The following is a 22,448-nucleotide window of genomic DNA, read 5'->3' as shown; positions in this document are numbered from 1 at the left end:
TGGTGCGGGAAGCGGTCTTGATCTACAACCAAGAGCGCCCGCACCTGTCCTTAAAATACAAAACGCCCGATGCAGTGCATCGGGCGTTAGGGTGAGATAGGTGTAAACCTATTTCAGGACTAGACAGGCGCAAAACTCAATAACCGGCCAGTTCCCGCAACTGCGCCAGGGTTTGCTCATCCAGCACAATGCCCTCGGCCTGCGATCTGGCACGCTGCAAATGCCGACGATCACCCGGCAATCGTTTAAGCCCGACACCGTGCATCTGGCGCACCAGTTCCTCGCTGCGTTCGGCAAATCCTTGACCGGCCGCTTTGCTCGGGTCAATCACGATCAGCAACTGCCCGGTCCACGGCGTTTTGGCGCCGGGATGGTTTGACCAGTCGAACTCGAATGAGAAATTGCCGCCGGTCAGCGCCGCTGCCAGTAGCTCCACCATCATCGACAACGCCGAACCCTTGTGGCCGCCAAACGGCAACAACGCCCCGCCTTCGAGAATCGCCCTGGGGTCCTGAGTTGGCTGACCGAGGCTGTCCACGCCCATACCTGCCGGTAGCCGTTCGCCTTTGCGCGCAGCGATCTGCACGTCGCCATGAGCAATTGCGCTGGTGGCCAGGTCGAAGACAATCGGGGCAGCGCCGGCCCGTGGCGCGGCAAAGGCAATCGGGTTGGTGCCGAACAGTGGCCGATCAGCGCCGTGGGGCACCACACAGGTCATGCTGTTGACCACGCTCAGTGCCACCAGACCTTCTTCAGCGAAGGGTTCGACATCCGGCCACAGGGCTGCAAAGTGATGCGAGTTGCGAATCGCCAACACTGCGATTCCCGCGCTACGGGCCTTCTCAACCAGCAACGGCCGGGCGGCTGCCAGCGCTGGCTGGGCAAAACCGTTGCCGGCATCGACGCGCACGAAACCCGAGGCGACGTCTTCGACCTGCGGTATGGCATGTCCGTTGACCCAGCCGCTTTTCAGGGTCGAGACATAGCCCGCAATCCTGAACACGCCGTGGCTGTGGGCACCATCACGTTCGGCCCCGGCGCAGTTGGCGGCCAGCACCTTGGCGACCTCCGTCGACGTGCCATGGCGCAGAAAAATCGTTTCAAGCAATTGCGTCAGCGCTTCGAAAGTTAACGAGGTCGAGGCAGCAGAAGACACAGGGTTGAGTGGCGCAGACATCTGAAGCTCCAGAATGATGATTGGAGGGAACAACAGCGTACCGACAACTTGCGAACCGATTAACCACGCCCAAGCGCCCCCCTGTCAACCCTGCAACAGCATGACCCGCGCTCGCGCTCGCAATGCGATAACTATCTACCGCCTCTGCCCGCAGCACACCGCTTAGTCTCTGGCCTCATTTTTTGCGCCCAGCGCGCCCTACCGAGACCCGATGATGCCTGAGACAGCCGCCCCACTGCTGTTCCCCGAAACCCTGAACTTTCCCGGTCTTTGGGAAAAAACAGGCAAATCCCACAACCTCAACAGCAAAGACTTCAGATGGCTGGCCCATGTGAAACTGGCCACACACGCGCTACGCAGCGAGCAATCGCCGCCGATGCTCGCCCGAGACATTCGCATCAGCGCCGGCACGGCTGCGCCCATCAGGCTGGCCGGCAGTTTCATCATCAGCGAAACCCCCGACGACAAGGGCGCAATCCTCTACACCCCTTACGATGGCATCCAGAAATACGACAGCCTTGCGACCCTAGAGGCGTTACTCGAAAAACGCTTGGAGGAAGCCAAAGAAGAGGATCAGTTGCTGGCTTTTCTCGCTTTATCCCAGCGCAGAGAAGTGGTCGAACAGAGCAGCCTTACGCTGAGCTACGAAACAATCGAGGGGGATATTTTCGATAGCCAGAAGAGCGCCATTCTGGCGTGCCAGAAACTGAACGCGGCGGCCATGCTTGGCGAGTTGAAGCGTTTGCCCTCGCTCACCTCCCTGATAGAAACGATCCTTGATGATCTGTTGAAAGCCGGTTTCCCCGACCTGAAGCAGAGGCAAACCCGAGTCAATTTTTACACGGACGCCGCCGTCACCAACCCTGACACCGCCTCAGGTTCGGAACCGGCCCGGCACTGGCATGACTCAACAAGCCTGAGCGAAGCCGTGCTGATGCTTTACCGGCATCGAAGCTGGCCGCCGGATCAATTGCATGAGTTCTCCAACCCCGGGCATGTGCCGGTCAAAGGTGATCAGATAATTTGGGAAGAGGCGCTGCAACAGGCATCGGGCAAGTTGCAGATGCTGCTGTTTCACGAAATGGAAGGCTATTGGAACGCTCCCGCCACGCAGGGATCAACACGGCGCATCTTCTTCGGTGAAGCACTGAAAGAACAGGCACGCGCCGAACTGATGATCAAGCGCGAAACCGGCACCCTCGACGCCAGTCAATTCGCCACCCTGCACCAGATGATTCAGCCGGCGGCCTTGTCGACCCCTCGCCCGATCCTCGAAAAAGTGCGCCTGTGGGAGTACGAGCCCAACTATGTCGAGTTGGCGGGCTCTTTGATGATCAGCCACACAGACGCCTGTCTTTACACACCGACCATGGGTTTGCAGGTGCTTGAGGATTACAACGACCTGAAAGATACCGTGTTGAGCAAACTGCGCGCGCCTGGGCACGAGGACGAATTCTACGGCTTGTTGAACCTTGAAGAGCGTCAACGCTTTATTGGCTTCGACCGGCCTCAGGTGAGTGGCGAAAGCATCGGCGGCGATATTTTCAATGTGTTGTTCGAGGCCATCATCACCAAACAGAGGCAAAGCATCGAATTTGCCTTGCAGGTTTACCGCCACAGCGATGGCTGCGTTGATATCCATGCCATGTTCGATAAAGCCCTGGATATCCGCTCGATGATCAATGAGCGGTTGCTGGCGCTGGATGCCGGTAAACGGTGGTCGACAAGGCCGGTGCTGGCCGGCGTGCAACAACCGTCCAGGGTGCTGGCACACAGGGCCCGGGAAGTCGCGAGAACATGCGATGGCATCGATGCCTTGCTCACGGGCTCCTTCAGGGGGCAGCCCACCACCGTAAAGGAGCAGCGCAGTTACCTTGAGAAAATGAGATCACAGTTGGCCCACTCGCTGTTTGTCGGGGTAACCGGTGAAGCGGCGTTGCGGGTGCTCAGTGGCTCGCTTAAAACGGCCGAGCAGGCAATTGTCGATACCGTGTTCCATCCCGATCAGCCCAGCCGTGACAATAGACGTTCACTCAATGGATTTCGCCCCGACGCCTGGTCACTCAGCCTGGAAAGTCCCGGTGCGAAAGAGCCTTTGCCTTTGGCTCATTGCGTTCTGCTGACAGAACGTGGCGGGCTCGACGACCTGCACTCGGGAAGGGTGATTGTGTGGACACCCGCACTGGGGCTGGAAGTTTTGCCCAATATTGCTGTTGCGCGGCAGGCGCTGGGCCGAAGACTGAAGGACAGCGTGGCGCGTCTGGCTTTTCTGGAAAACCTTGCGCCCCAGGCACGCCAGCACCATCAGGCGTACACCCTGGGTCCCTTACGGTTGATCGAGGACAATATTCTGCACAACCGCGCACAATCTGGCATTGAGCACTTCCTTGCACGTTGCGATGCGGTACGCGAACGCCTGAAGGACCGCGCCGGACTCGCCCCAGCCCTGGCCACGCTCAAAAGAACGGCAATCGATACCAACCTGCTGCGAACGATTCACCTGGCAACGGCCATCAACCAGCAACAATCGCTACCCGCCTGGCTGGGTATGGCACCCGTGGACGAGCAACAGTTGCATCTCGAACTGCTTGAGCAATGGCGCCGCAGCGTGGTCGATCACAAGGACTACCTCAGCGGCCTGCCCTCTCTGGCCGATTACGTCAGTCAGACGTTGAAGGCATTGCTCGACGCTCGATTCAAAGGCAACCCGCTCGAGCCGCAAGACATCGAGATCATCCCCAATCTGGCCTTGGCGGGCCCTGCCCTCGCGCTCACCGATTTTGCGTTGAACCACATCAACATCGCCCAGGGCACCGGCTTCAAAGTCGCCGCAAGGACGACAAAACCGCTCCCTGCAGGCCTGGATCAAAATACCGTCCGGCAACTGTTGTTGTCGCTGGCGATTCCGACGACTTTCGCCAGAAAAATTACCGATGCGCTCTCCGGTGACCCTGCTCAGGCCCAAGCACGCAAAGAGCGCTTCATTCGGCAGACGCCCTGGCAACTGTTGCAACATGCACATGGATTGAAACTGCAACAGCAATTGTCCGCCAGCGCCTTCGATTACCTTTGCCAAGTGCTGGACATACCGGACGGCATAGCACGGGCAACCGTTGAGGGCGCTCATGCCACGGCATATCCGTTGTCGCTGGTCAAAACAGCAGGCGCAAGCGCTGTCGAAGCGCTTGGTCTTTACATCATTGGCCCGGGCGGCGGTCAGCCGGGGCCAATGGTCCTTTATGCGCCCTATGCGCAAGAGCTTTTTCGCGAATTCGCCGATGAGAAGAGCCTGATCGCGGCCGTGAACACGCCAGGCAGCTTTCAGGATCTGGTGATTCGCCGGCTGCCGATCGAACAGCAATCGGTATTTCGGGGGCTTTGGCAGGCGAGCGTCGGCGAAACCAGCGAAATGACACTGTCGGGCCGTGCCATTACCGGCAACCTGTTGCACAGGCTCTTCAGTGACAATCTCAAACTGCTGCCGCAATTGTTGAGTTGCCAGGCGCTCAGCCATGCTCAAGACGACTGGGAAGCGGCGAAAAACCTGTTCAGTCATGGCCCCCATCCGATCTCGGGGTTGCTGCCGGGCAAGCTCTCGTACGTGACATTCCTTTGGCAGGCATACAAGGATTTCAAGAATTCGGCTGAAAACCTGCAGGATCATCATTGGACGCAAGCCCTGAAATCATTTATCGACGGCGCAGTGCAGATGATCAGTCTGGGCCGCCTCACGAGCGAAAGCGCCGCCTCAGCAGAATCCGCGCTCTCCATTCTTTCTTCAACCAAAACAGAGAGCACCGCCGGTAACGTTGACGCATTGTCGAACTCGCCCGCCCTGGTGGCCCCGGCGTGGTCGCAGATCCGTTTAACGTCACCCAGGCGCACCGAGTTACAGGCGTTTGAAAACACGGCTGTGGCGCTTGAGGACCTCAAGCGTGACGCGAAAAACGGCACGTATGAGGATCCGATCACCAAGCGCACGTATACCGCTATCGACGGCAAGGTTCATCGTGTCGACCAACCCGGGGCGGTCTGGCAGATTCTTGACGATGAAAAGCCCGGTCCGTCGTTACGGTTGACCGGCTCGCGACTCTTGCTGGCGCCCGATCGCCATGCGGTGCACTACGGCAAAGCAATCTCCAGACTGCACAAGCGATACACCCTGGAGTTGGATCGCAGGGTCATGCTGAACATCGAAGCCATCGGTATGAAGGAGATACGCCGCAACCATCCCCAGAAAGCGCAAATACTGCAGCACGCTGTTGATCTTGCCCGCTTCTATGCATTCAACAGCCTGCACAATCTGGCCCAGTTGAAAGCCAACGTTCCTGGCACCCGCCTGGATGGATTTCTCAAAGTGTTTTTCGGCGTGGCCCAAGTCGATAGCGGTTTACTGAGCAAACTCAACAAGGCGATCGTGCCCATTTGCCGGGCGTTGGTGGATCCCGACGATGATCTGTTGAACACAGATCGCTTCGTTGTGGGCTCCAATGCTTTCCAGTCCTGCGTCATTGCGTTTGTGCTGAACGACGACCACCGCAAAATGGTTCACTTCACCGAAAACTATTTCAACCCGCAGTTGAGCTGGTATGCACCGTCCCTCATCGAGCCTTTCGACATTGATGGCCACGCCCAAGCAGCGACACTGATCCACGAGTTTGCCCACCAGTATTCGAAGGCCAAGGATATTGCCACCCTGGAGGCACGGCGCCCGTTTCACGACTTGATCGAAACCCTCACGGTGTACGGCCAGACTATCGAGCAGGAGTTGGTAGACCTCCAGACCCAGGCGCTGTCGCTCACGACCCCGCGCGAAACGCTGTTTGCACGCTGGAGCAGGAAAAAAGGTTCATTTGTCAGTCTGGATAAAATCCCGGGGGCTGAGGACATCAGCAAAGACATTCTCGATCTAACCCTCACCCCGACCATGGACGAGGCGCGCGATGCGTTTCTTGATAGGCACTCAGCGGATGTGCGCATCGATGTGATTTTGCGCAACGCCGACTCCATCGCCCGCCTCGTTTGCGAGATGGGTCGGCAACTGGATCCGGTGCCGCGCCCCTGAAAAAGCACAAAAAAATGCGCAGGGATCGAAACCTGCGCACGCCTTCACAGCCATCATTCGGGTACGCGAATCAGTCCTTCTGGTTGGGTAGCCGAGAAAAAATAGTTTCCGTTTTGATGGGCAAATGCCATGACTGATGTTCTCGGCCACTTCCCGTCAAGGTTAGAATGTGCGAAATCAGGACGACTCAATGACCCAAGACACTCTCTCGGAAGCCGAATACGATGCCGTCACCGATGCCGCTGCGCACTGGTGCATGCGCCTGCACGCCGCTGACTGCACAGATGAAGAGCGTCGCGCTTTTGAGCATTGGCACGCCGCGCATCCGCTGCATGCGTTCGAGTATGAGGCCATGCTGGAGATTTGGGACGTTGCCGGACACCTGCCACGCCCCGAACCTGCCGTTGCTCCGCCGATTGCCCAGCCAGCCCGCTCGTGGCGTCAATACGTTATAGCGGCGACGGTCTGCGCGCTCACGTTGCCGCTGGGAGCCTACACCGGATGGAATCTTGGCTGGCTACCCAACAGCTATCAGCATCTCTCAGCCACCGACAATGTCCGCCAGGTCACGCTCAGTGACGGCAGTCAGCTCGAACTGAACCTGAACACTGATCTGACCTTCAGCAATTACAAAAACGAACGGCGAGTCACCCTGAAAAAAGGTGAGGCGTACTTTGCGGTCAGTCACGACCTGTCTCGCCCGTTCATCGTACGTGCCGGCGAGGGCCGGATTCGGGTAACCGGTACGCGTTTCAACGTCTGGAAGTATGAGGATCAAGTGCGGGTCAACCTGATCGAAGGCTCGGTGCTGGTGAGCAGCAACACCGCATTACCGGGCGATGGTTTGCGTCTCGGACCGTCCATGCAGGCACGCTACAGACACGGCGACTACACGCCGCAGGTCAGCCAGACCTACCCCAACGACACATCACTGGCCTGGCGCAGCGGCAAACTGGTGCTGGACAACATGGCTCTCGATGACGCGTTGCCGCTGATCAACCGCTATCTGGCCAAGCCGTTGATGCTCGCCGACACCCACACCGGTTCGATTCGGGTGGGCGGCATTTACAACATCAAAGAACTCGACAACCTCGCCCACTCACTGCCCAAAGTCTTGCCCGTCTATCTGACGCGCAACAAGGAAGGCAACCCGGTAATCAATTCGATGCCCAAGCAACCGCCAAAAAGCTGAAGGCCGCGCCCTTGCGGGTGCGGCCTTCATGCCTGGCTCAATTAACGCTGTGCTTATTGCGCAGCCACTTCTGCGGCCTTGCCCAGCGAACCACCAATGGTTTGCACCTGATACTGCGGATCCGCCAGGATCTGTTGTTCGGTAAACGGCAGCACACTCCACCGTTTCTTAGAGAACGCCTCGGTCTGGTCCCGCGAATACTTCGATGCCGGGTCGCTGGACAGCGAGAACGCCAACAGTCCCTGCGCGTGCGGCCCCTTCTCATCGAAGGTCACGACTTGCAGATAACTGGTGCCGCTGACCACTTCAAGTTTGCCGTCTTCGCGGGGCACGCTCTGGATGGCATTGTAGATCCCCAGCGTACCCGGTCCGCCATGAATCGGCGTCTGCTGCCCACCACTGCTGGCCACTTGAATATCACCCCAACGGGTTTGCGGCGTGAGGCCCATCTTGTCGACCGATGCGACCGACGCCAGCATCGCTTCACGCAGAGCCTTGGCCACTGCAGGCTGCTCGACAGCCAGACCGCGCGGTGTATGTTGTGCGTCGTTCGGATCGAAGGCCACGCGCCAGATATCCCCTGACGTCTGCAACGCTTGCATGATGTTCTGGAAATGCACCAGGCCCAGGCCCGCATCCAGATTGGCCCGACCGTCCCACGCCTTGAGGCTGGCACACAGCGGTTTCAGTGTTTGCGCATCGGCACCAAGATCGGTGGCGCAGAACGCCAACAGATCCGGTGCAACCTGGCTCGCCAGATAGACCTGATCATCCATCACCATTTGCTGCAGATCCTGCACCGCCACCGACCCTTTTTTACTCAGGCCAGCCAGACGCTCCAGCGCAAACCGGGAGCGCAAGCCCAACGGCTGGCCTTCCTGACTGATCAGCGGTGAGAAACCGGTGAGCGGTTGCGCCGGGTTGGCCAGCCAAGCGGAATCGTTGGAGTGCTGGACGAAGTCCTTGCGCAGTAATTGCGGCAATTGGCTGGACGCATAAATACCCTTTTGCGCAGCTTTCGGATCAATGTCCCAGGCGCAAGCGCTGTTGGCGCCGTCCAGCACGATCATCTTGGTACCGGCTCGCGGGTCGCTGCACCTGGCCAGTTTTTCACGGCTGACGTTCGGCACCACGGACAGGTTCATGTACAGCGTTTGCCCCTTGTCATCCGCTGCGAGCGTATTGACCCACGGGATTCCCTGGATCTTGTGCACCGAGTTCTGCAATTGCTCGAGCGAGGAAGCCTGGTTCATTGCATACCATTGCTTGAGCACACGATCGTTATCGAGGTTGGCATCACGCAGGCTGTAGGCAAACTGATTATCCCAGTCGAGCTTGCCCGGCCACTGCACGATCGGCCCGAACTTCGAGCTATAGACGTCACGTACGACCGGCACTACCTGCCCATCAGCCTGTTTGATCTGCACGGTCACCGTCTGCTTGCTCATCGGCACTGATTGACCGTCGAGCAAATAGTGCGTCGGGTCTTTCGGATCGAGTTGCAGCCGATACAAGGTGAAGTGCCTGGAAGCGTCGACTGTGTGAGTCCAGGCCAGGTGCTGGTTGAAGCCAATGTTGATCATCGGCAATCCCGGCAAGGCCGCGCCCATGACATCGAGCTTGCCAGGAATGGTCAGGTGCATTTGATAGAAACGCATACCGCCAACCCAGGGAAAGTGTGGGTTGGCCAACAGCATCCCGCGACCGTTGAAGGAGCGTTCACTGCCCACCGCCACGGCATTGCTGCCACGGTCCAGTGCGAAGCGCTGCAGGCGGGCGTCGGCCAACGCGTAGGCGTGACTGACGTGTTCAACCCGAGCCGTGGCAAGGGGCGGCGTGGCGCCCGCCAGGGCTTCGGCGAACTGGCCGACACCCCCCTCGACCAACAGGCGACGCGTCAGTTTCACCAGGTCTTGAGGCGTGATATCGCGCACCCACTCGCCCTGACATTGTTGCGGCAGGCCCTGCTCACGGCGCTGGGCTAGATAGCGGTTATAGCCGGCGGCATACCCCTGCACCAGATCCCGCACCTGAACAGGTTGCGCCCGCCAGAATGCTTTGACCGCTTCAGGTGTATTGAGCCAGGTGAAAAACACATCGCTGACACGGTTTTCGCGCTGTTCGACGGTGAACTGCTCCGGCCCGAAATAGCGTGAACGCTGACCATTGACCGTTACGATCTCGTTGGCCAAAAGACACAGGTTGTCCTGCGCATAGGCGTATCCGATCCCGAAACCGAGACCACGTTCGTCTTGCGCACGGATATGCGGCACGCCAAAACCGGTGCGCCGGATTTCGGCGCTGGTATCGAGGGCCGGGCTGAACGCATGGGCCGACAGGCTCAGCCCAAGAAACATACCGGCAGAGGTCAGTCTGGTTAAGTGCCTGGAAATAATCACGCTCGCTCCTGATCAAAATACCGAAGAGCGGACCCGGCGTTGCTGCGCCAGGCCTGTGAAGGGCCGAGGGTCCGTTCTGGAAACACCCATGCGTCCACGCGCGATGAGCCTGTCATGAAGACGAACCTGTAGAAAAAAATTTAGCCCTCGCAACAGCGCTTATGTGCCGTGATTACACAGAGAGGACGAATTTCCGACAAAATTTCTACATTTTTTCTTTCATGATTTGTCGCGTTGATACGTCTTGTTTGAAAGACCGTCAAAAACCTTTCCCGATCAGGCTCTGAAAAGGAGTAATCGAATGTACAACTCGCAACTACCAACGGACGGTAGCCAGGCCCCACAAGGAGCTTCCATGAGCCCCCACGCGAGCGATTTCGGGCAACGCGTCGACCGTCACGGCAATGAACGTATCCGGTTACTGCTGAAAAGCTTCGGTCTGCGCACCAGCCTGATCCGTCTGAAAGTCATCGACGCCCTGCTGGTTGCGGCCCAAAATGATCGGCATCTGGGCGTGCGCGGCGTCCACAGCCAATTGCTGGATCTGGGTATTCCGCTGTCGTTTCTCAGTGTGCGCGAAGTCCTCAAGCGTCTGTGCGCCGAGGGTGTGATCACCTTCAATGCAGACAAGAGCTACAGCCTGCATCCGCAGGCTGCTGCCGTTCTCAACAACGATTGATGCGTGCGGCGAGCGCCGTCAGGGTTTGACCTTGCGGCGCATCACGCCGTTGATCACGACCACGACCACCGCCACACCGATGGCGATGTACTGAAATGTCTTCTCACTGATCATGCCGGCGTTTTGCAGCCAGGACAGGCCTAGCATGATTGCCAGCACGGACACGGCGATCACAATCGAAAAAATCAAGCGTTGCTTCTGGGTCATTGCGGCTTCCTGAAACTTTGGAATGTATCCGGTTTGTATCCGCTTGCATGCCATGCGCTTACCGTTTTACGGGGATGCGCCGCTGCAAACGGGGTCTCATATTACAGCCGCTGAAGAGTTTTGGCTTCATGACGGCGTAACCATGAGGATTTTTGAAATGCTGCGTCGAATCACCTGGCTGATTCCGGTTCTTGCCCTGCTGACCCTGAGTGGTTGCATCATTTTCCCCCACGGCGGCTGGCATGGTGATCACCATCGCCATTACCAGGGAGGCCCTGGCTATTATCAACATCGTTAGAAGGAAGTCGTTCACCCTGCCCGTTTACCAATAATTGCGGCAGGTGGAAGCGCACAAAACCGACCCTGTAAACAATGCCCGCCATTCAGCGGGCATTGTTTTATCACAACTCGCCGACAACTTAGTGCGCCTCACAACTTTTCTGATCCATTAAATAACCTGCAAGCATTTGAAATTTAATGTCTCAGCAAAGCGCTAGGTGACAAGAGCACCTCCGCCTAGTCTCTGCAAACTTTTCCGCGACTATAAACAAGGAAGTCCATGCAGAGAACATTGATTAAAATCGCCCCACGACAAGTTATCGGATTCTGTCTGGCCCTTACGGCTTTTGAGTTACTGACTTATATGGCCAGTGACTTGATCATGCCGGCCATGTTGAACGTTACCGCGCAACTACAGGCCGATGCCCGTCATGTACCCAATGCTTTCAATCTTTATCTACTGGGGGGTGTTTGCCTGCAGTGGTTGATCGGAGCGCTATCCGATCACTGGGGACGACGGCGCGTGTTGTTGATCGGCTGCGCGCTGTTCGCCGCCGCTTGCACAGCCGCTTTCACCATCCACAGCATAGAAGCGTTCAATGTGCTGCGACTGGTGCAGGGCATGGGCGTGGGTTTTGTTGTGGCGGTCAGTTATCCGGCGCTTCAGGAAGTGTTCAGCGAGGCCGATGCTGTGCGCTTGATGGCGCTGCTCGGCAACGTTGCGCTGTTGTCGCCGCTGCTGGGGCCGATACTCGGCAGTCTATTGCTGGAATGGCTGACTTGGCGCGATCTGTTTCTGGGCCTGGGCCTGGGTCTGGCAGCCGCCGCCGTGTGGCTGGGGCTCTATGCCTACATGCCGGAGACCGTCGGCGTTGTGCGCCGAGATGGCAGCCTGCAAGCGCCGGTGCCCTTCTCCTTGCGCCAGATCCGCCGGCGCTACCTTACCCTGCTCGGCAACCGGAGGTTTCTCGGCGCAAGCCTCGCACTAGGGTTGATGAGTCTGCCCTTGATCGCCTGGATCGGCCTGGCACCGTTGCTGCTGATCCAGTTGCAGGGCCTGACGCCGCTTGAGTACGGACTATGGCAAATCCCGATTTTCTCTGCCGTGATCGTTGGCAACCTGATTCTCGACCGCTTGCTGGTCACTCACGCGTTACCACAGTTGATTCGTCTGGCGCTTTGGCCGTTCTGCCTGGGCCTGCTGACACTGATAGGTTGCGCACTGTCTGGCGCAGGTGTGGGGCCAGTGGTGGCCGGTCTGTCGCTGTACGCCGTTGGACTGGGTATCAGCAATGCCGCGCTGTATCGCCTGGCGCTATTCAGTACTGACGACAGCAAAGGTCTTGTCTCAGCCATGATCGGCATGCTTTCCATTGCCGTGATGGGTGTCGACGGCTCGATCATTGCGGCGATCGGTGGCGGCACACGTCTCGAACTCTTCGCCATTTGCGCCGCGCTCAGTGGCCTGATGTGCCTGCCCTTGCTTCACGGGTTCTTGCGAGCCGCAAAGAACTGTTTCGCCCCTCCTCGATAAAGGACTATTGATGATCCACTTACCCTCAAGCGACGCGCTCTGCGCGTTGACACAGCCCTATTGCCCGGACTCAGTACCCTCGGGGCTGTTTGACCGGGCCATGGCTGAAATCAGCCGGTATCACTGCCAGCAGACGCCGGGCTACGAACACTGGTTGAACGCCAACGGGATCGAGGCCAGCGATCTGGACAGCCTGGATGACTGGTCACGTCTGCCGCCGATCTTTGCCAACTTCTTCAAACAGCAACTGCTGCTCAGCCGCGCTGGGGAGCAGGCTCTGGAACTGACGTCGTCCGGCACCAGCGGCCAGAAAAGTCGCATGCGCTATGACGAACGCAGCCTGTCTGCGGCCCAATTCATGGTCGCGCAGATCTTTCGTCACTACGGCTGGGACACCCCGAACACACCGTGCAACTACCTGCTGCTCAGTTATGAGCCGCAAGGTCGCATCACACTGGGCACCTCATTCACTGATCAGTTTCTATGCCGTTTCGCTCCAGCCAATCGCGTGGTCTACGCCCTGCGCAGCAGCGGGGACGGCCATCAGTTCGATCTGTTTGGTGTCATTGCCGCCTTGCAGGCGTTTGCCGAAGAAGGTCTGCCAGTTCGCATCCTCGGTTTCCCGGCATTTCTTTGGCAAGCCCTTCAACAGATGCAAGGCAGTGGTGCGGCAAATCTGCAACTGCCCATCGATTCGTTGGCATTTTTTGGTGGTGGCTGGAAAACCCAAGCGGCCCAAGAGATACCCAAACAGCAGTTATATGCGCGCATCCAACGGCAATTGGGCATCGCAACGTCGCGCTGTCGCGATGGTTATGGCGCTGTCGAACATGCAGTGCCTTATATCGAATGTGATCACCACCATTTCCATGTGCCGGTCTATTCAAAGGTGCTGATACGCAACCCGGCGGACTTTTCTCTTCAGCCTTATGGCCAGCAAGGTTTGCTGGGATTTGTCTCGCCCTATATCTCGTCCAGCCCCGCGCACGCAGTGGTCATGAGCGATCTGGCCACGCTGCACCCTGGCGCGAGTTGCGGCTGCTCACTGGCCACGGACTGGTTTGAATTACACGGCCGGGCAGGCACGTCGGCAAGCAGGAGCTGCGCCATGGCGGCCTCCGAATTACTGGGAAGTCACTGATATGTACTTGATCAACGGACAACTTCACGCCGATTGCAACCTCGACAGTGCTCTGCACTTGCTCCAGCGAACGCTGGCGCACCATCTCGATACGCCACTGGAAAGTGCCACCGTCATTACCGCTGCGCAGATTTTTGCCCAGCAGTTGGAAAGCAACACAGCAGCGGTGAATGTGGATGACGAACAACGCCGAGCGCTACGCGACTTCTGTCAGCCTCAAGCGTTACGAATAAAGCTTGAACGAGAACTCGGCAAACAACCCCATTCCTTGCGGCGCATCAACTATCGACAAGCACATTTTGAAAGCTGGCGCCCGTTGGGATTGGTCGTGCACATCACGCCCGCAAACGCACCACTATTGGGGTTCTGCGCAATGATCGAAAGCCTGTTGGCCGGTAACGTTAACTGGTTGCGTCCCAGCAGCAGCGACCAAGGCCTGACAGCGCACTTGCTCAACGCATTTCTGATGTGTGACCCCAGCGGTCAACTGTGTCACTACGTTGCGGTATTACCAGTGGCGACGTCGCAGATCGGTGTACTTTGCAGTTTGGCCAACGGCGTTGCGGCTTGGGGTGGAGAAACGGCGCTGCAAGCCATTCGCCAGCAGATCCCGCCCGGATGCCGCTGGATCGATTGGGGTCACCGCATCAGTTTTGTCTACCTGACACCGGATGCTGCATCGGACCAGGTTCTGGACGCGCTGGCCGATGAAGTCTGTCGCCTCGATCAGCAAGCGTGCTCCAGCCCGCAGTGGTTATTGGTGGACAGCGACAACCCGGCCATCCTCAGCGACATCGGAGCAGCCTTGGCTAACGCTTTCGAACGTCGGGCCGGGCAATGGCCTGCCCTGACGCCGACGCTACAGGAGTGGTCGCAAATCACCACGCATGTGGCGATGACACGTTTGGACAAGAGTTTTTCCGGACAGAGCGCAGAAATCTGGAGCGGCGCGCGATGGCGTGTAATCTGGAGCCACGACCAGGAACTGACGCCCTCGCCGCTGTTTCGCACGCTACTGCTCAAACCGCTGCCGCGTGCTCAGATCACCCAAACCCTGCTGCCGTGGCGCAACGTCCTGCAGAGCTGCGCACTGACATGTAGTGCATCGCAGACGGGCGAGCTGTCGCGAGCGCTGATCGCTGCGGGGGTTACGCGCATCGCGCCGCTGAATGCAATCCACTGCGGCTACGACGGCGAACCCCATGACGGGGTCTACGCGTTGCAACGCCTGAGCCGTCGCGTATCGGTGAGTGTCTCGGCGACACAATTGCACACCCACATGACGCTTGATCGACCGCGCTGCGCCCCGCCGCTGGCGGACCTTTCGATCATCGATAAGCAGACGCTTATCAAGCAGCCTGTCGCCCCGACGGCGCAGTTGTTTTTCCGCTCTGGTGGCAGCAGCGGCACACCGACACTGTCGGCCTTCAGCTATCACGACTTCGAGCGGCAGATGCGGGCAGCGGCCGATGGTTTGTTCGCCGCAGGCCTGAACCCGAATCGAGACAAGGTGATGAATCTGTTTTACAGCGGCGGGCTGTACGGCGGCTTCTTCAGCTTCTCCAAAGTACTGGAAATACTGGGCGCCACACACCTGCCAATGGGTGCACCCGGCGACGATGACTACAGCGAAATTACGAAAATGATCGTCGAACAACGCGTCAACGTACTGATCGGTATGCCGAGCACGCTGCATCGATTGTTCCTCAACGAACAGCAAACACTGCGCTGCTATGGGGGACTCGAGAAAGTCTTCCTCGGTGGCGAGCACCTCAGCGAACACACTCGCGAACTGCTGCAAAGTTGCGGCGTTACCTGCATTCGCTCGGCGCTTTACGGCAGCGTCGATGCAGGGCCGTTTGGGCATGCCTGCGCATCAACCGCCGATGGCGAGTTTCATTTGATGAGCGAAATCCAGCATCTGGAAATCGTCTCTTTCACGGCTGACATACCGGTCACAGGCCGTGAAGTCGGACGGCTGTTGTTCACCTCGACAGCACGCGAGGCCCAACAAATTCAGCGCTACGACGTCGGCGACAGCGGACGCTGGTTGACCGGTGAGTGTGCCTGCGGGCTGAAGACTCCGCGCTTTGAGTTACGGCAGCGGCACGGCAGGCTGGTGCGTATCGGCACTGACTTTATTTGTCTCGATGAACTGGCCCGGCACCTGCAAGTCCCGTTTCAGTTATTCCTTGATCACGCCGCCGATGGCTTGGAGCGCCTGCGATTGCGCACTCCCGATCAACCAATGCTGATCAATGCACGACTGCAGAACTATCCAAAGTTGGCCGAATTGATCCTGGCCCGGTTACTCACTATTGAAGTTGAAGTGTGCCAGCCCGCGCAGTTCTGCAAAAACAAGCACAGCGGAAAAACGCCACTGTTAATCGACTCCCGCCGTTGATCCCTGTCACATTTCAAGAGTTACGTATGAACATCACCCAAGAATTAAATAAGTTGGTCAGCTTTGTCCGACTGCACTCCAGTTATTACGCCAGGCTTTACCAGAACGTTGCACAACACCTAACAACACTTGAAGAACTGCCTTTGGTTGATCCGACAGCGTATTGGCAAACAAGCCAGAACATCAATCAATGGCCCGTACTCACCGCTGCGGTAGAGAGTGCACTGATATTTAAAACAGGTGGAACAACTACCGCCGGCAAACTCTCCGTCTTCACCCGTAAGGAGTGGCAGACATTCGTGAGCGACTTTGGAAGTTTTCTCACCACGCAACTCAATTCAGGAGATCGGTTCGCCAACCTTTTTTTTGTCGGGGATCTGTATGCCAGTTTCATATTCATACACGACGCATTGGCCCACGAAATAGCAGGCGTCACCGAGTTCCCTTTTACGGGCAATGTCGATTCTGCCGTATTGGCCGATTCGATCGTGCAGCACCAGATCAACGTTCTGGCCGGGGTGCCCGCGCATCTGCTGACGTTTGCCAATTGGCTGGAGAGCCAGTCACGCACCCTCGACGGTGTCGAAACCCTGCTTTATGGCGGTGAAAGCCTATTCAGCGGACAACTGCAGACGCTACGCCGGGTATTTCCCAATGCCCGGATCGCCTCAATCGGTTATGCCAGCGTCGACGCGGGGCTCATCGGAGGCACGGCTCGCGACTGTGCGCTGGGTGAACACCGCATGCTGGAACAGCACAGCGTGTTGGAGATCCTTGATGAGCACACCGGCAAAGTGATCGACGACTGCGGCCGTACCGGCCGGTTAGTGATCACCAACCTCACACGCTACCTCATGCCCCTGATCCGCTATCCGGTAGGCGACCTTGCCTGCTGGCAAGAACCCGACAAGACACCGATGCGCAAGTTTGCCCTGATGGGACGATGCGCGAACAGCCAACGTGTCCGGGTGGGCATTCTGACACTGATGATGGATGACATAGACGCGATCGTACAGCCCATCACTGGTAGCCATGACTGGCAATTGGTAATCGACCAGTCTGCAAGCCGGGACGTTTTGAACCTCAAATGGCTGCCTGATGCGCCAGACCGCGAGACAGCCCGGAAAAACACAACGCTGCGCGCGGCACTTGTCCGGCGCTACCCGTTGATCGAGCAACTCGCCGCTGATCACCTGCTCGATCTGCACGTTGTCGATTGCACGGCCGATGACCTGATCCGCCATCCGCGCTCCGGCAAGCGTCAGCGGATAGCGGACCTTCGCCGCTACGACATTCCCAACCCGGAGCAACGTCCATGGACGACCTGACGCTGCGCAGTTATCGCAATACCGATGCTGGCGCCGTCAGTCGTCTGTTCCGGGAAATCTACGGTGACCACTACGTTCAACCCCACGTGTATCTGCCGCTGATGATCAGCCAGAATCATCACGACGGCCGCTGGCACTCGCTGGTAGCCGTGTCGGGTAAAAAACTGGTAGGGCATGCGACACTGTTCAGGAGTGCGGGAGCAGACACCGCCGAGTTGGCGTTGAGCGTGGTTCATCCGACGACCCGAGGACAGAACGTCGCTACACGACTGGGCAGGCATTTGCTGATTCATGCGCAGGCACTGGGTTGCCGAGGTGTGACAATCAAGCAAGTCACGCAACACCCCTACACTCAGCGCATGGCAGACACGCTTGGTTTCTGTAGCACCGGTGTGTTGCTTGACTATGTGCCTTCACCTTTTGGCGAACCACTGCCCGAGTCGATCATCATCGGCTATACCCCCATCAATGACTACCATCGGCCACTTCCGGCTCTGGAATGGCCAGAGAGCAACCGCGTCTTCATGCAGCATTTGTGCAGTATTTTCGGAACCCAGGAAAAGGAAGTTCGCTGGATTGGCCCAGCGCTACGTTTTGAACACGTGATGGGACGTTATGACGTGGTTCTTGAGAAACTCGACAGGCAACTGGTAAGACAGCTGCGCCAATTGCCGCGACACTGGATGATTTCACTCAAGCTCAGGCTGGCTCAAGGTCTTGCGAGCGCGATGCAGGATTTGTCGACGATGGGGTTCGTCTTCACCGGCATTGCCCCGGATGACCGATGCGAAGGATGGGTGGCGCTGTTTCATCGGGGTTACCGCCCGCGCAAGCTGACATTGCACTGCCCACACATGCAGCGGCTGCATGATCAGGCTCAACAACATGAGCGTTGACTGAGTGCAACACTCAATCCCGTGCGACAAACGAATGTGGCCCGCTCGACTGTGTAGCGGGCCTCTATATCCGCCTCTCATCAAGCCTTGGTCTGGAAAGCGCCGTCGTTCGCAATCGGCGCGTTACCTTCGCCGTAAGTCTTCAGATTCTGAAGAACGTAAATGGCTTTTTTATATTCAGGGATCAAATTCTTGCCGTAAGCGTTGCCATTGAGGCCGTTATTCTGAATGGCGTCGAGTTGAGTGGCGAAGTACTCCAGTGCGTTGAATTTGGCATCAACGTCGTTTGTCACGCCAAAACGATCGAACTTGTCACCGGCATTCATCAGCGTGAAGGACGTGATCTCGGAGATCAATCCTCGACCGCGCAAGAAAGCGCTCAGGTTGCCCAACTGCTTCGCCGAAACGTTTGCAGGGTCGAAGCCCTTGATCTGCTTACGCAGATTCTGCTTGTCCATTTCAGCCGTGTTCAGCGCGTTCGGATCGTTGCCGACCATGGTCAACATCTGCTGCACCTTGACGCTCTGGGACACCTGCTTTTTTGCGCCCGTATTGCGTACCAGAACCCCAGCCTTACTTTCCCAGCCGCCGGCAAACCCGATTGTCATGAGAAAACTCCCTGCAAAATGACCATGAAATGTCCCTGTTGAACGATTTGAGTGGAGCAAGTATCCGCCTGACAACTAATGGCACCAAGCTTTTAAATCCATGCACTTACAATTTATGTACATTTTCGATACAACCCGGAATAGGCCTACAGCGATTTGACTTGGCTACGTACGTCGAATCTTGGCGAATGGTTTTTTGCTCGAATTATTAGGTTCGCCAGCTTCTTTGTATCTCACCTGATACTTGCCGCTGGTCGATTCAGGTTTTTCTTGCACGAAAGTACCTAAAGCTTCGCAACTCGCCGACGATACGCTGGAATAGCCCCGCCACTTTTCCGCCCCCACAACAAGAAACGCAGCTCAAGGACCGGTCTCCATGCCCGCATTGCGCACTATTCAGGCCCGCTACACACTGTTTCTGGTTCTATTCATTCTGGCGTTATCGATACTGACCGTGGTCGGCATCAGTCAACTGGTCGCCCCCAAACTGCGTCATACCGAAGAACAGGTTGTGCTCAACCGTATCGCCGAAGTCGCCGAGCAGATTCAGGGCGAGTTGAACAAGGTTCAGGCGCAACAGCGCAGCATCACCCAAACCATCCCGTTGCTCGACAGCGCTGCCATCGATACGGTATTGCCAGGCCTGGTGGATCAATACGGCGAGCCGAAAGTCTTCGGCGGCGGGATCTGGCCGCTGCCGGGGCTGCGTGAGGCCGCGCGCAACAAATTCAGCACCTTCTGGCACCGCGATGCCTCGGGCAAACTGGCGGTCAACACCTTCTGGAACAGCGACGCCGCGCCCAACTATTACGACCAGAGCTGGTACAAGGGCGGCATGCAGACCCCGCGCGGTCAGTGCGCCTGGGCCGCGGCCTATAAAGACGATGCCAGCGCCGAACCGCGCACCAACTGCGCCATGGCCATCCAGAAAAACGGCAGTGCCTGGGGCGTGTCGACCATCGACGTGACCCTCGGCTTCTTCAATGATCTGGTCGCCCGCAAGGAAAAAGACCTCAACGCCGAGATGCTCATCGTTGAGGCCGACGGCAAGATCATCAGCAACAGCTCGCGCATCAGCGGGCCGATCGTGCTGAAAAACATCAGTGAACTGGCCGCCAGTTCGACCTTCGCCAGCCAGGTCAAGGCTGGCCTGCAAAACCGCGATCAGGCGCAGAGCGTCGAGTTCGACAACAACGGTCAGGACAGCACCTTCTTCATGCGGCCGATCGAAGGCACCCCTTGGTTCCTCGCCACCGCCCTGCCGACCAAAATGCTGACCGCCCAGCGTGATGACGTACTCAGCACACTGAGCCTGCTGCAGATTCCGCTGGTGCTGCTGCTGGTGCTCTTGCAGGTTTATGCCATCCGCCAACTGGTTTCGCGCTTGAAGGCGTTGAAAGCCAACATCGACTTGCTGTCCAGCGGCGATGCCGACCTGACTCGCCGCATCACCATCCGCGCCGAAGACGAACTGGGTGCCATCGGCCACTCGGTCAACACCTTCATTGCCTATCTGCAAAACATGATCGGGGAAGTCACGCAGGCCACAGGGGCCATGGCCTCAAGCCTCGACAACCTGCAACGTACCTCGGCGCATACCAGCCAGATCCTGCTGCGCCATGCCTCGGAAACCGATCAAACCGTCACTGCTATCACCGAGATGAGTTCCACCGCGGAAAGCGTGGCGCAAAATGCCGCCGAAACCGCAGCGTTTACACAGCGTGCCAACGAAAACGCCGATCGCTCTCGCGTAGTGGTGGGCGAAGCGACCAACAGCGTGGTTGCACTGATTGACGAAGTGGCCAGTGCCACACACAAAGTTGAAAACATGCAGCAGGATGCTCAACGCATCACCGAGATTCTCGGGGTCATCGGAGCGATTGCCGGTCAGACCAACCTGCTGGCGCTAAACGCCGCGATTGAAGCGGCCCGCGCCGGCGAGCAGGGTCGTGGTTTTGCAGTGGTCGCTGACGAGGTACGCGCCCTCGCCGCCCGTACCCAAGCCAGTACCTCGGAAATCAACGAAATGTTGACCCGTCTGACCCAAGGGGTGAGCTCATCGGTCAGCGCGATGGAAAACACTCAGGCCAGTTGCCAGTCCGCCGCTGACGCTACGGCGCGGGTCAACTCCGGGCTGGACGAAATGGCTGGCTCGGTCAGCCACATCAACGGCCTCAGCACTCAGATCGCCACTGCCGCCGAACAGCAAAGCGCAGTGACCGAAGAGATCAACCGCAGCATGGTGCAGATCCGTCACATGGTCGATGAACTGGTGAAAAGCGGCCAGGCCAGCGAACTCAACACCCGTCAGTTGCTGGAAGCCAACAGCCAGGTGAGTGCGATCATGGGGCGGTTCAAGGTGCGCTGACAGGCCTGTGGCGAGGGCGATTGCGGCCTCGCCACCTCGGGTGTCTACCGCCCTTGCCCGGCGGCTCAACTGACAGATTTGTAATCTCTCGCTCATCGGGCTGTCAGCCTTGATCTACGATCATGCTGACGGTCTGCCTCGTAGCAACTGGAAACAATCCGTTGATGCCTGCCAGGAAAAACCGGTCAAAATGCGTTCTTTTTTGACCGTCAATCCGAGTCGAGAAGCCATCATGCGAACCCCTTTGCGTCTGGTCGCCCTGAGCGCCCTGTTCATCTCCTCCCTCGCCCAGGCTGGCGACCTGATCCCGATCGAAGTCCATCGCGACGCCAACTGTGGCTGCTGCAAAAAATGGATCAGCCACCTGGAAGCCAACGGCTTCAAGGTAGAAGATCACGTCGAAAGCGACATGAGCAGTTTCAAGCAACAGCATGGCGTGCCGCCGCGTCTGGCGTCGTGTCACACCGCGATCATCAACGGCAAGTTCGTCGAGGGCCATGTGCCGGCCGAACAAGTGCTGGCTCTGAGCAAGCGTGACGACTTGCTCGGTGTCGCTGCGCCGGGCATGCCGATGGGCTCGCCGGGCATGGAAATGGACGGCATGAGCGATGCTTATCAAATCATCGGCCTGAACAAGGACGGCGCTGACGTGGTGGTGGCAGACTACCCGGCCCATTGATGGGCGCGGCGTATATCGGGCTGTTCTTCGCCGCATTCGGCGCCGCAACATTGCTGCCGTTGCAGTCAGAGGCGTTACTGGTTGGCCTGATCGTCAGCGATCGTCATTGGCTCTGGGGGTTGCTGGCGGTCGCCACGCTGGGCAACGTCCTCGGTTCACTGGTCAACTGGTGGTTGGGATGTCGACTTGAACGGTTTGAGCATCGGCGCTGGTTTGCGGTCAGCCCCAAACACATGGCCACGGCGCGCAAGCACTACGAACGTTACGGGCATTGGTCGCTGTTGCTCAGTTGGCTGCCGATCATCGGTGATCCGTTGACCCTGATTGCCGGCGTGATGCGCGAGCCTCTGGGGCGGTTTCTGGTGATCGTCAGCCTCGCCAAGGGCGCCCGCTATGCCGTGCTGGCAATGCTGACACTGGGCTGGCTCGGTTGAACGTTCGGGCCTGGGCATTGCCTGTGTTTAACATCGCCCTAATCCGGTCGTTCCAGCA

The 22,448-nt window shown here is 58.0% G+C and carries 15 protein-coding genes and 2 pseudogenes; 13 read left to right on the top strand and 4 right to left on the bottom strand.

Annotated elements, in window-relative coordinates:
* Positions 1-136 precede the first annotated feature (136 nt).
* Positions 137-1,177: an Ldh family oxidoreductase gene (locus AACY11_RS21150; protein WP_339465756.1), complete on the bottom strand. Its 1,041-nt coding sequence runs from the start codon at positions 1,175-1,177 to the stop codon at positions 137-139.
* Between the two features lie 214 nt (positions 1,178-1,391).
* Here AACY11_RS21150 and AACY11_RS21145 point away from each other — a divergent pair, with 214 nt between their 5' ends.
* Together AACY11_RS21145 and AACY11_RS21140 are read left to right on the top strand one after the other, a co-directional pair.
* The gene (locus tag AACY11_RS21145) at positions 1,392-6,242 is read left to right on the top strand and encodes a dermonecrotic toxin domain-containing protein (RefSeq protein WP_339495661.1); all 4,851 of its coding nucleotides are present in this window, start codon (positions 1,392-1,394) and stop codon (positions 6,240-6,242) included.
* A 190-nt stretch (positions 6,243-6,432) separates the two neighbouring features.
* Positions 6,433-7,434: a FecR family protein gene (locus AACY11_RS21140; protein WP_339495660.1), complete on the top strand. Its 1,002-nt coding sequence runs from the start codon at positions 6,433-6,435 to the stop codon at positions 7,432-7,434.
* A gap of 53 nt (positions 7,435-7,487) precedes the next feature.
* On the opposite strand, the gene pvdQ is transcribed toward AACY11_RS21140, so the two are convergent.
* Positions 7,488-9,833, bottom strand: a complete 2,346-nt coding sequence (pvdQ, locus tag AACY11_RS21135; protein WP_339495659.1) for a bifunctional acylase PvdQ — start codon at positions 9,831-9,833, stop codon at positions 7,488-7,490.
* Positions 9,834-10,134: 301 nt separating this feature from the next.
* Here pvdQ and AACY11_RS21130 point away from each other — a divergent pair, with 301 nt between their 5' ends.
* Positions 10,135-10,512, top strand: coding sequence for a fe2+ zn2+ uptake regulation protein (locus tag AACY11_RS21130; protein WP_339465762.1), 378 nt, complete (start codon positions 10,135-10,137; stop codon positions 10,510-10,512).
* A gap of 18 nt (positions 10,513-10,530) precedes the next feature.
* Here the strand turns inward: AACY11_RS21130 and AACY11_RS21125 are convergent, their stop codons facing one another.
* Positions 10,531-10,719, bottom strand: coding sequence for a hypothetical protein (locus AACY11_RS21125; RefSeq protein ID WP_221731631.1), 189 nt, complete (start codon positions 10,717-10,719; stop codon positions 10,531-10,533).
* 157 nt (positions 10,720-10,876) lie between these two features.
* Between AACY11_RS21125 and AACY11_RS21120 the strand changes: the two genes are divergently transcribed.
* From AACY11_RS21120 to AACY11_RS21095, 6 genes are all read left to right on the top strand, one after another.
* Positions 10,877-11,017, top strand: a complete 141-nt coding sequence (locus AACY11_RS21120) for a hypothetical protein (RefSeq protein ID WP_221731630.1) — start codon at positions 10,877-10,879, stop codon at positions 11,015-11,017.
* 261 nt (positions 11,018-11,278) lie between these two features.
* The gene (locus tag AACY11_RS21115; protein ID WP_339495658.1) at positions 11,279-12,532 is read left to right on the top strand and encodes an MFS transporter; all 1,254 of its coding nucleotides are present in this window, start codon (positions 11,279-11,281) and stop codon (positions 12,530-12,532) included.
* A 10-nt stretch (positions 12,533-12,542) separates the two neighbouring features.
* Positions 12,543-13,673: a LuxE/PaaK family acyltransferase gene (locus AACY11_RS21110; RefSeq protein WP_339495657.1), complete on the top strand. Its 1,131-nt coding sequence runs from the start codon at positions 12,543-12,545 to the stop codon at positions 13,671-13,673.
* A 1-nt stretch (position 13,674) separates the two neighbouring features.
* Positions 13,675-16,077: an acyl-CoA reductase gene (locus AACY11_RS21105; RefSeq protein WP_339465770.1), complete on the top strand. Its 2,403-nt coding sequence runs from the start codon at positions 13,675-13,677 to the stop codon at positions 16,075-16,077.
* 26 nt (positions 16,078-16,103) lie between these two features.
* Positions 16,104-17,405: an AMP-binding protein gene (locus AACY11_RS21100; RefSeq protein WP_339495656.1), complete on the top strand. Its 1,302-nt coding sequence runs from the start codon at positions 16,104-16,106 to the stop codon at positions 17,403-17,405.
* Complete coding sequence (locus AACY11_RS21095; RefSeq protein WP_339465772.1) at positions 17,393-18,301, top strand: GNAT family N-acetyltransferase; 909 nt, start codon at positions 17,393-17,395, stop codon at positions 18,299-18,301. The genes AACY11_RS21100 and AACY11_RS21095 overlap by 13 nt, the downstream gene beginning before the upstream one ends.
* 80 nt (positions 18,302-18,381) lie before the next feature.
* On the opposite strand, the gene AACY11_RS21090 is transcribed toward AACY11_RS21095, so the two are convergent.
* Entirely contained in the window at positions 18,382-18,909 is a 528-nt protein-coding gene (locus AACY11_RS21090) for a hypothetical protein (RefSeq protein ID WP_339465774.1), read from the bottom strand.
* 376 nt (positions 18,910-19,285) lie between these two features.
* Here AACY11_RS21090 and AACY11_RS28485 point away from each other — a divergent pair.
* The 4 genes and pseudogenes from AACY11_RS28485 to AACY11_RS21075 all read left to right on the top strand — a co-directional run.
* Positions 19,286-20,416, top strand: a pseudogene (locus AACY11_RS28485) (HAMP domain-containing protein); the annotation flags it as partial.
* Positions 20,417-20,749: 333 nt separating this feature from the next.
* A pseudogene (locus tag AACY11_RS28480) lies at positions 20,750-21,277 on the top strand (methyl-accepting chemotaxis protein); the annotation flags it as partial.
* Positions 21,278-21,509: 232 nt separating this feature from the next.
* On the top strand, positions 21,510-21,956 hold the full coding sequence (locus AACY11_RS21080) for a DUF411 domain-containing protein (protein ID WP_339465777.1): 447 nt from the start codon (positions 21,510-21,512) through the stop codon (positions 21,954-21,956).
* Positions 21,956-22,390: a YqaA family protein gene (locus tag AACY11_RS21075; RefSeq protein WP_339495654.1), complete on the top strand. Its 435-nt coding sequence runs from the start codon at positions 21,956-21,958 to the stop codon at positions 22,388-22,390. The genes AACY11_RS21080 and AACY11_RS21075 overlap by 1 nt, the downstream gene beginning before the upstream one ends.
* Positions 22,391-22,448 lie beyond the last annotated feature (58 nt).

Origin of the sequence: Pseudomonas sp. RA_105y_Pfl2_P56 (assembly GCF_963970845.1) — a bacterium.
In the GTDB taxonomy this organism is placed as follows: domain Bacteria; phylum Pseudomonadota; class Gammaproteobacteria; order Pseudomonadales; family Pseudomonadaceae; genus Aquipseudomonas; species Aquipseudomonas baetica_A.
This window is presented reverse-complemented; position numbering and strand designations above follow the sequence as displayed.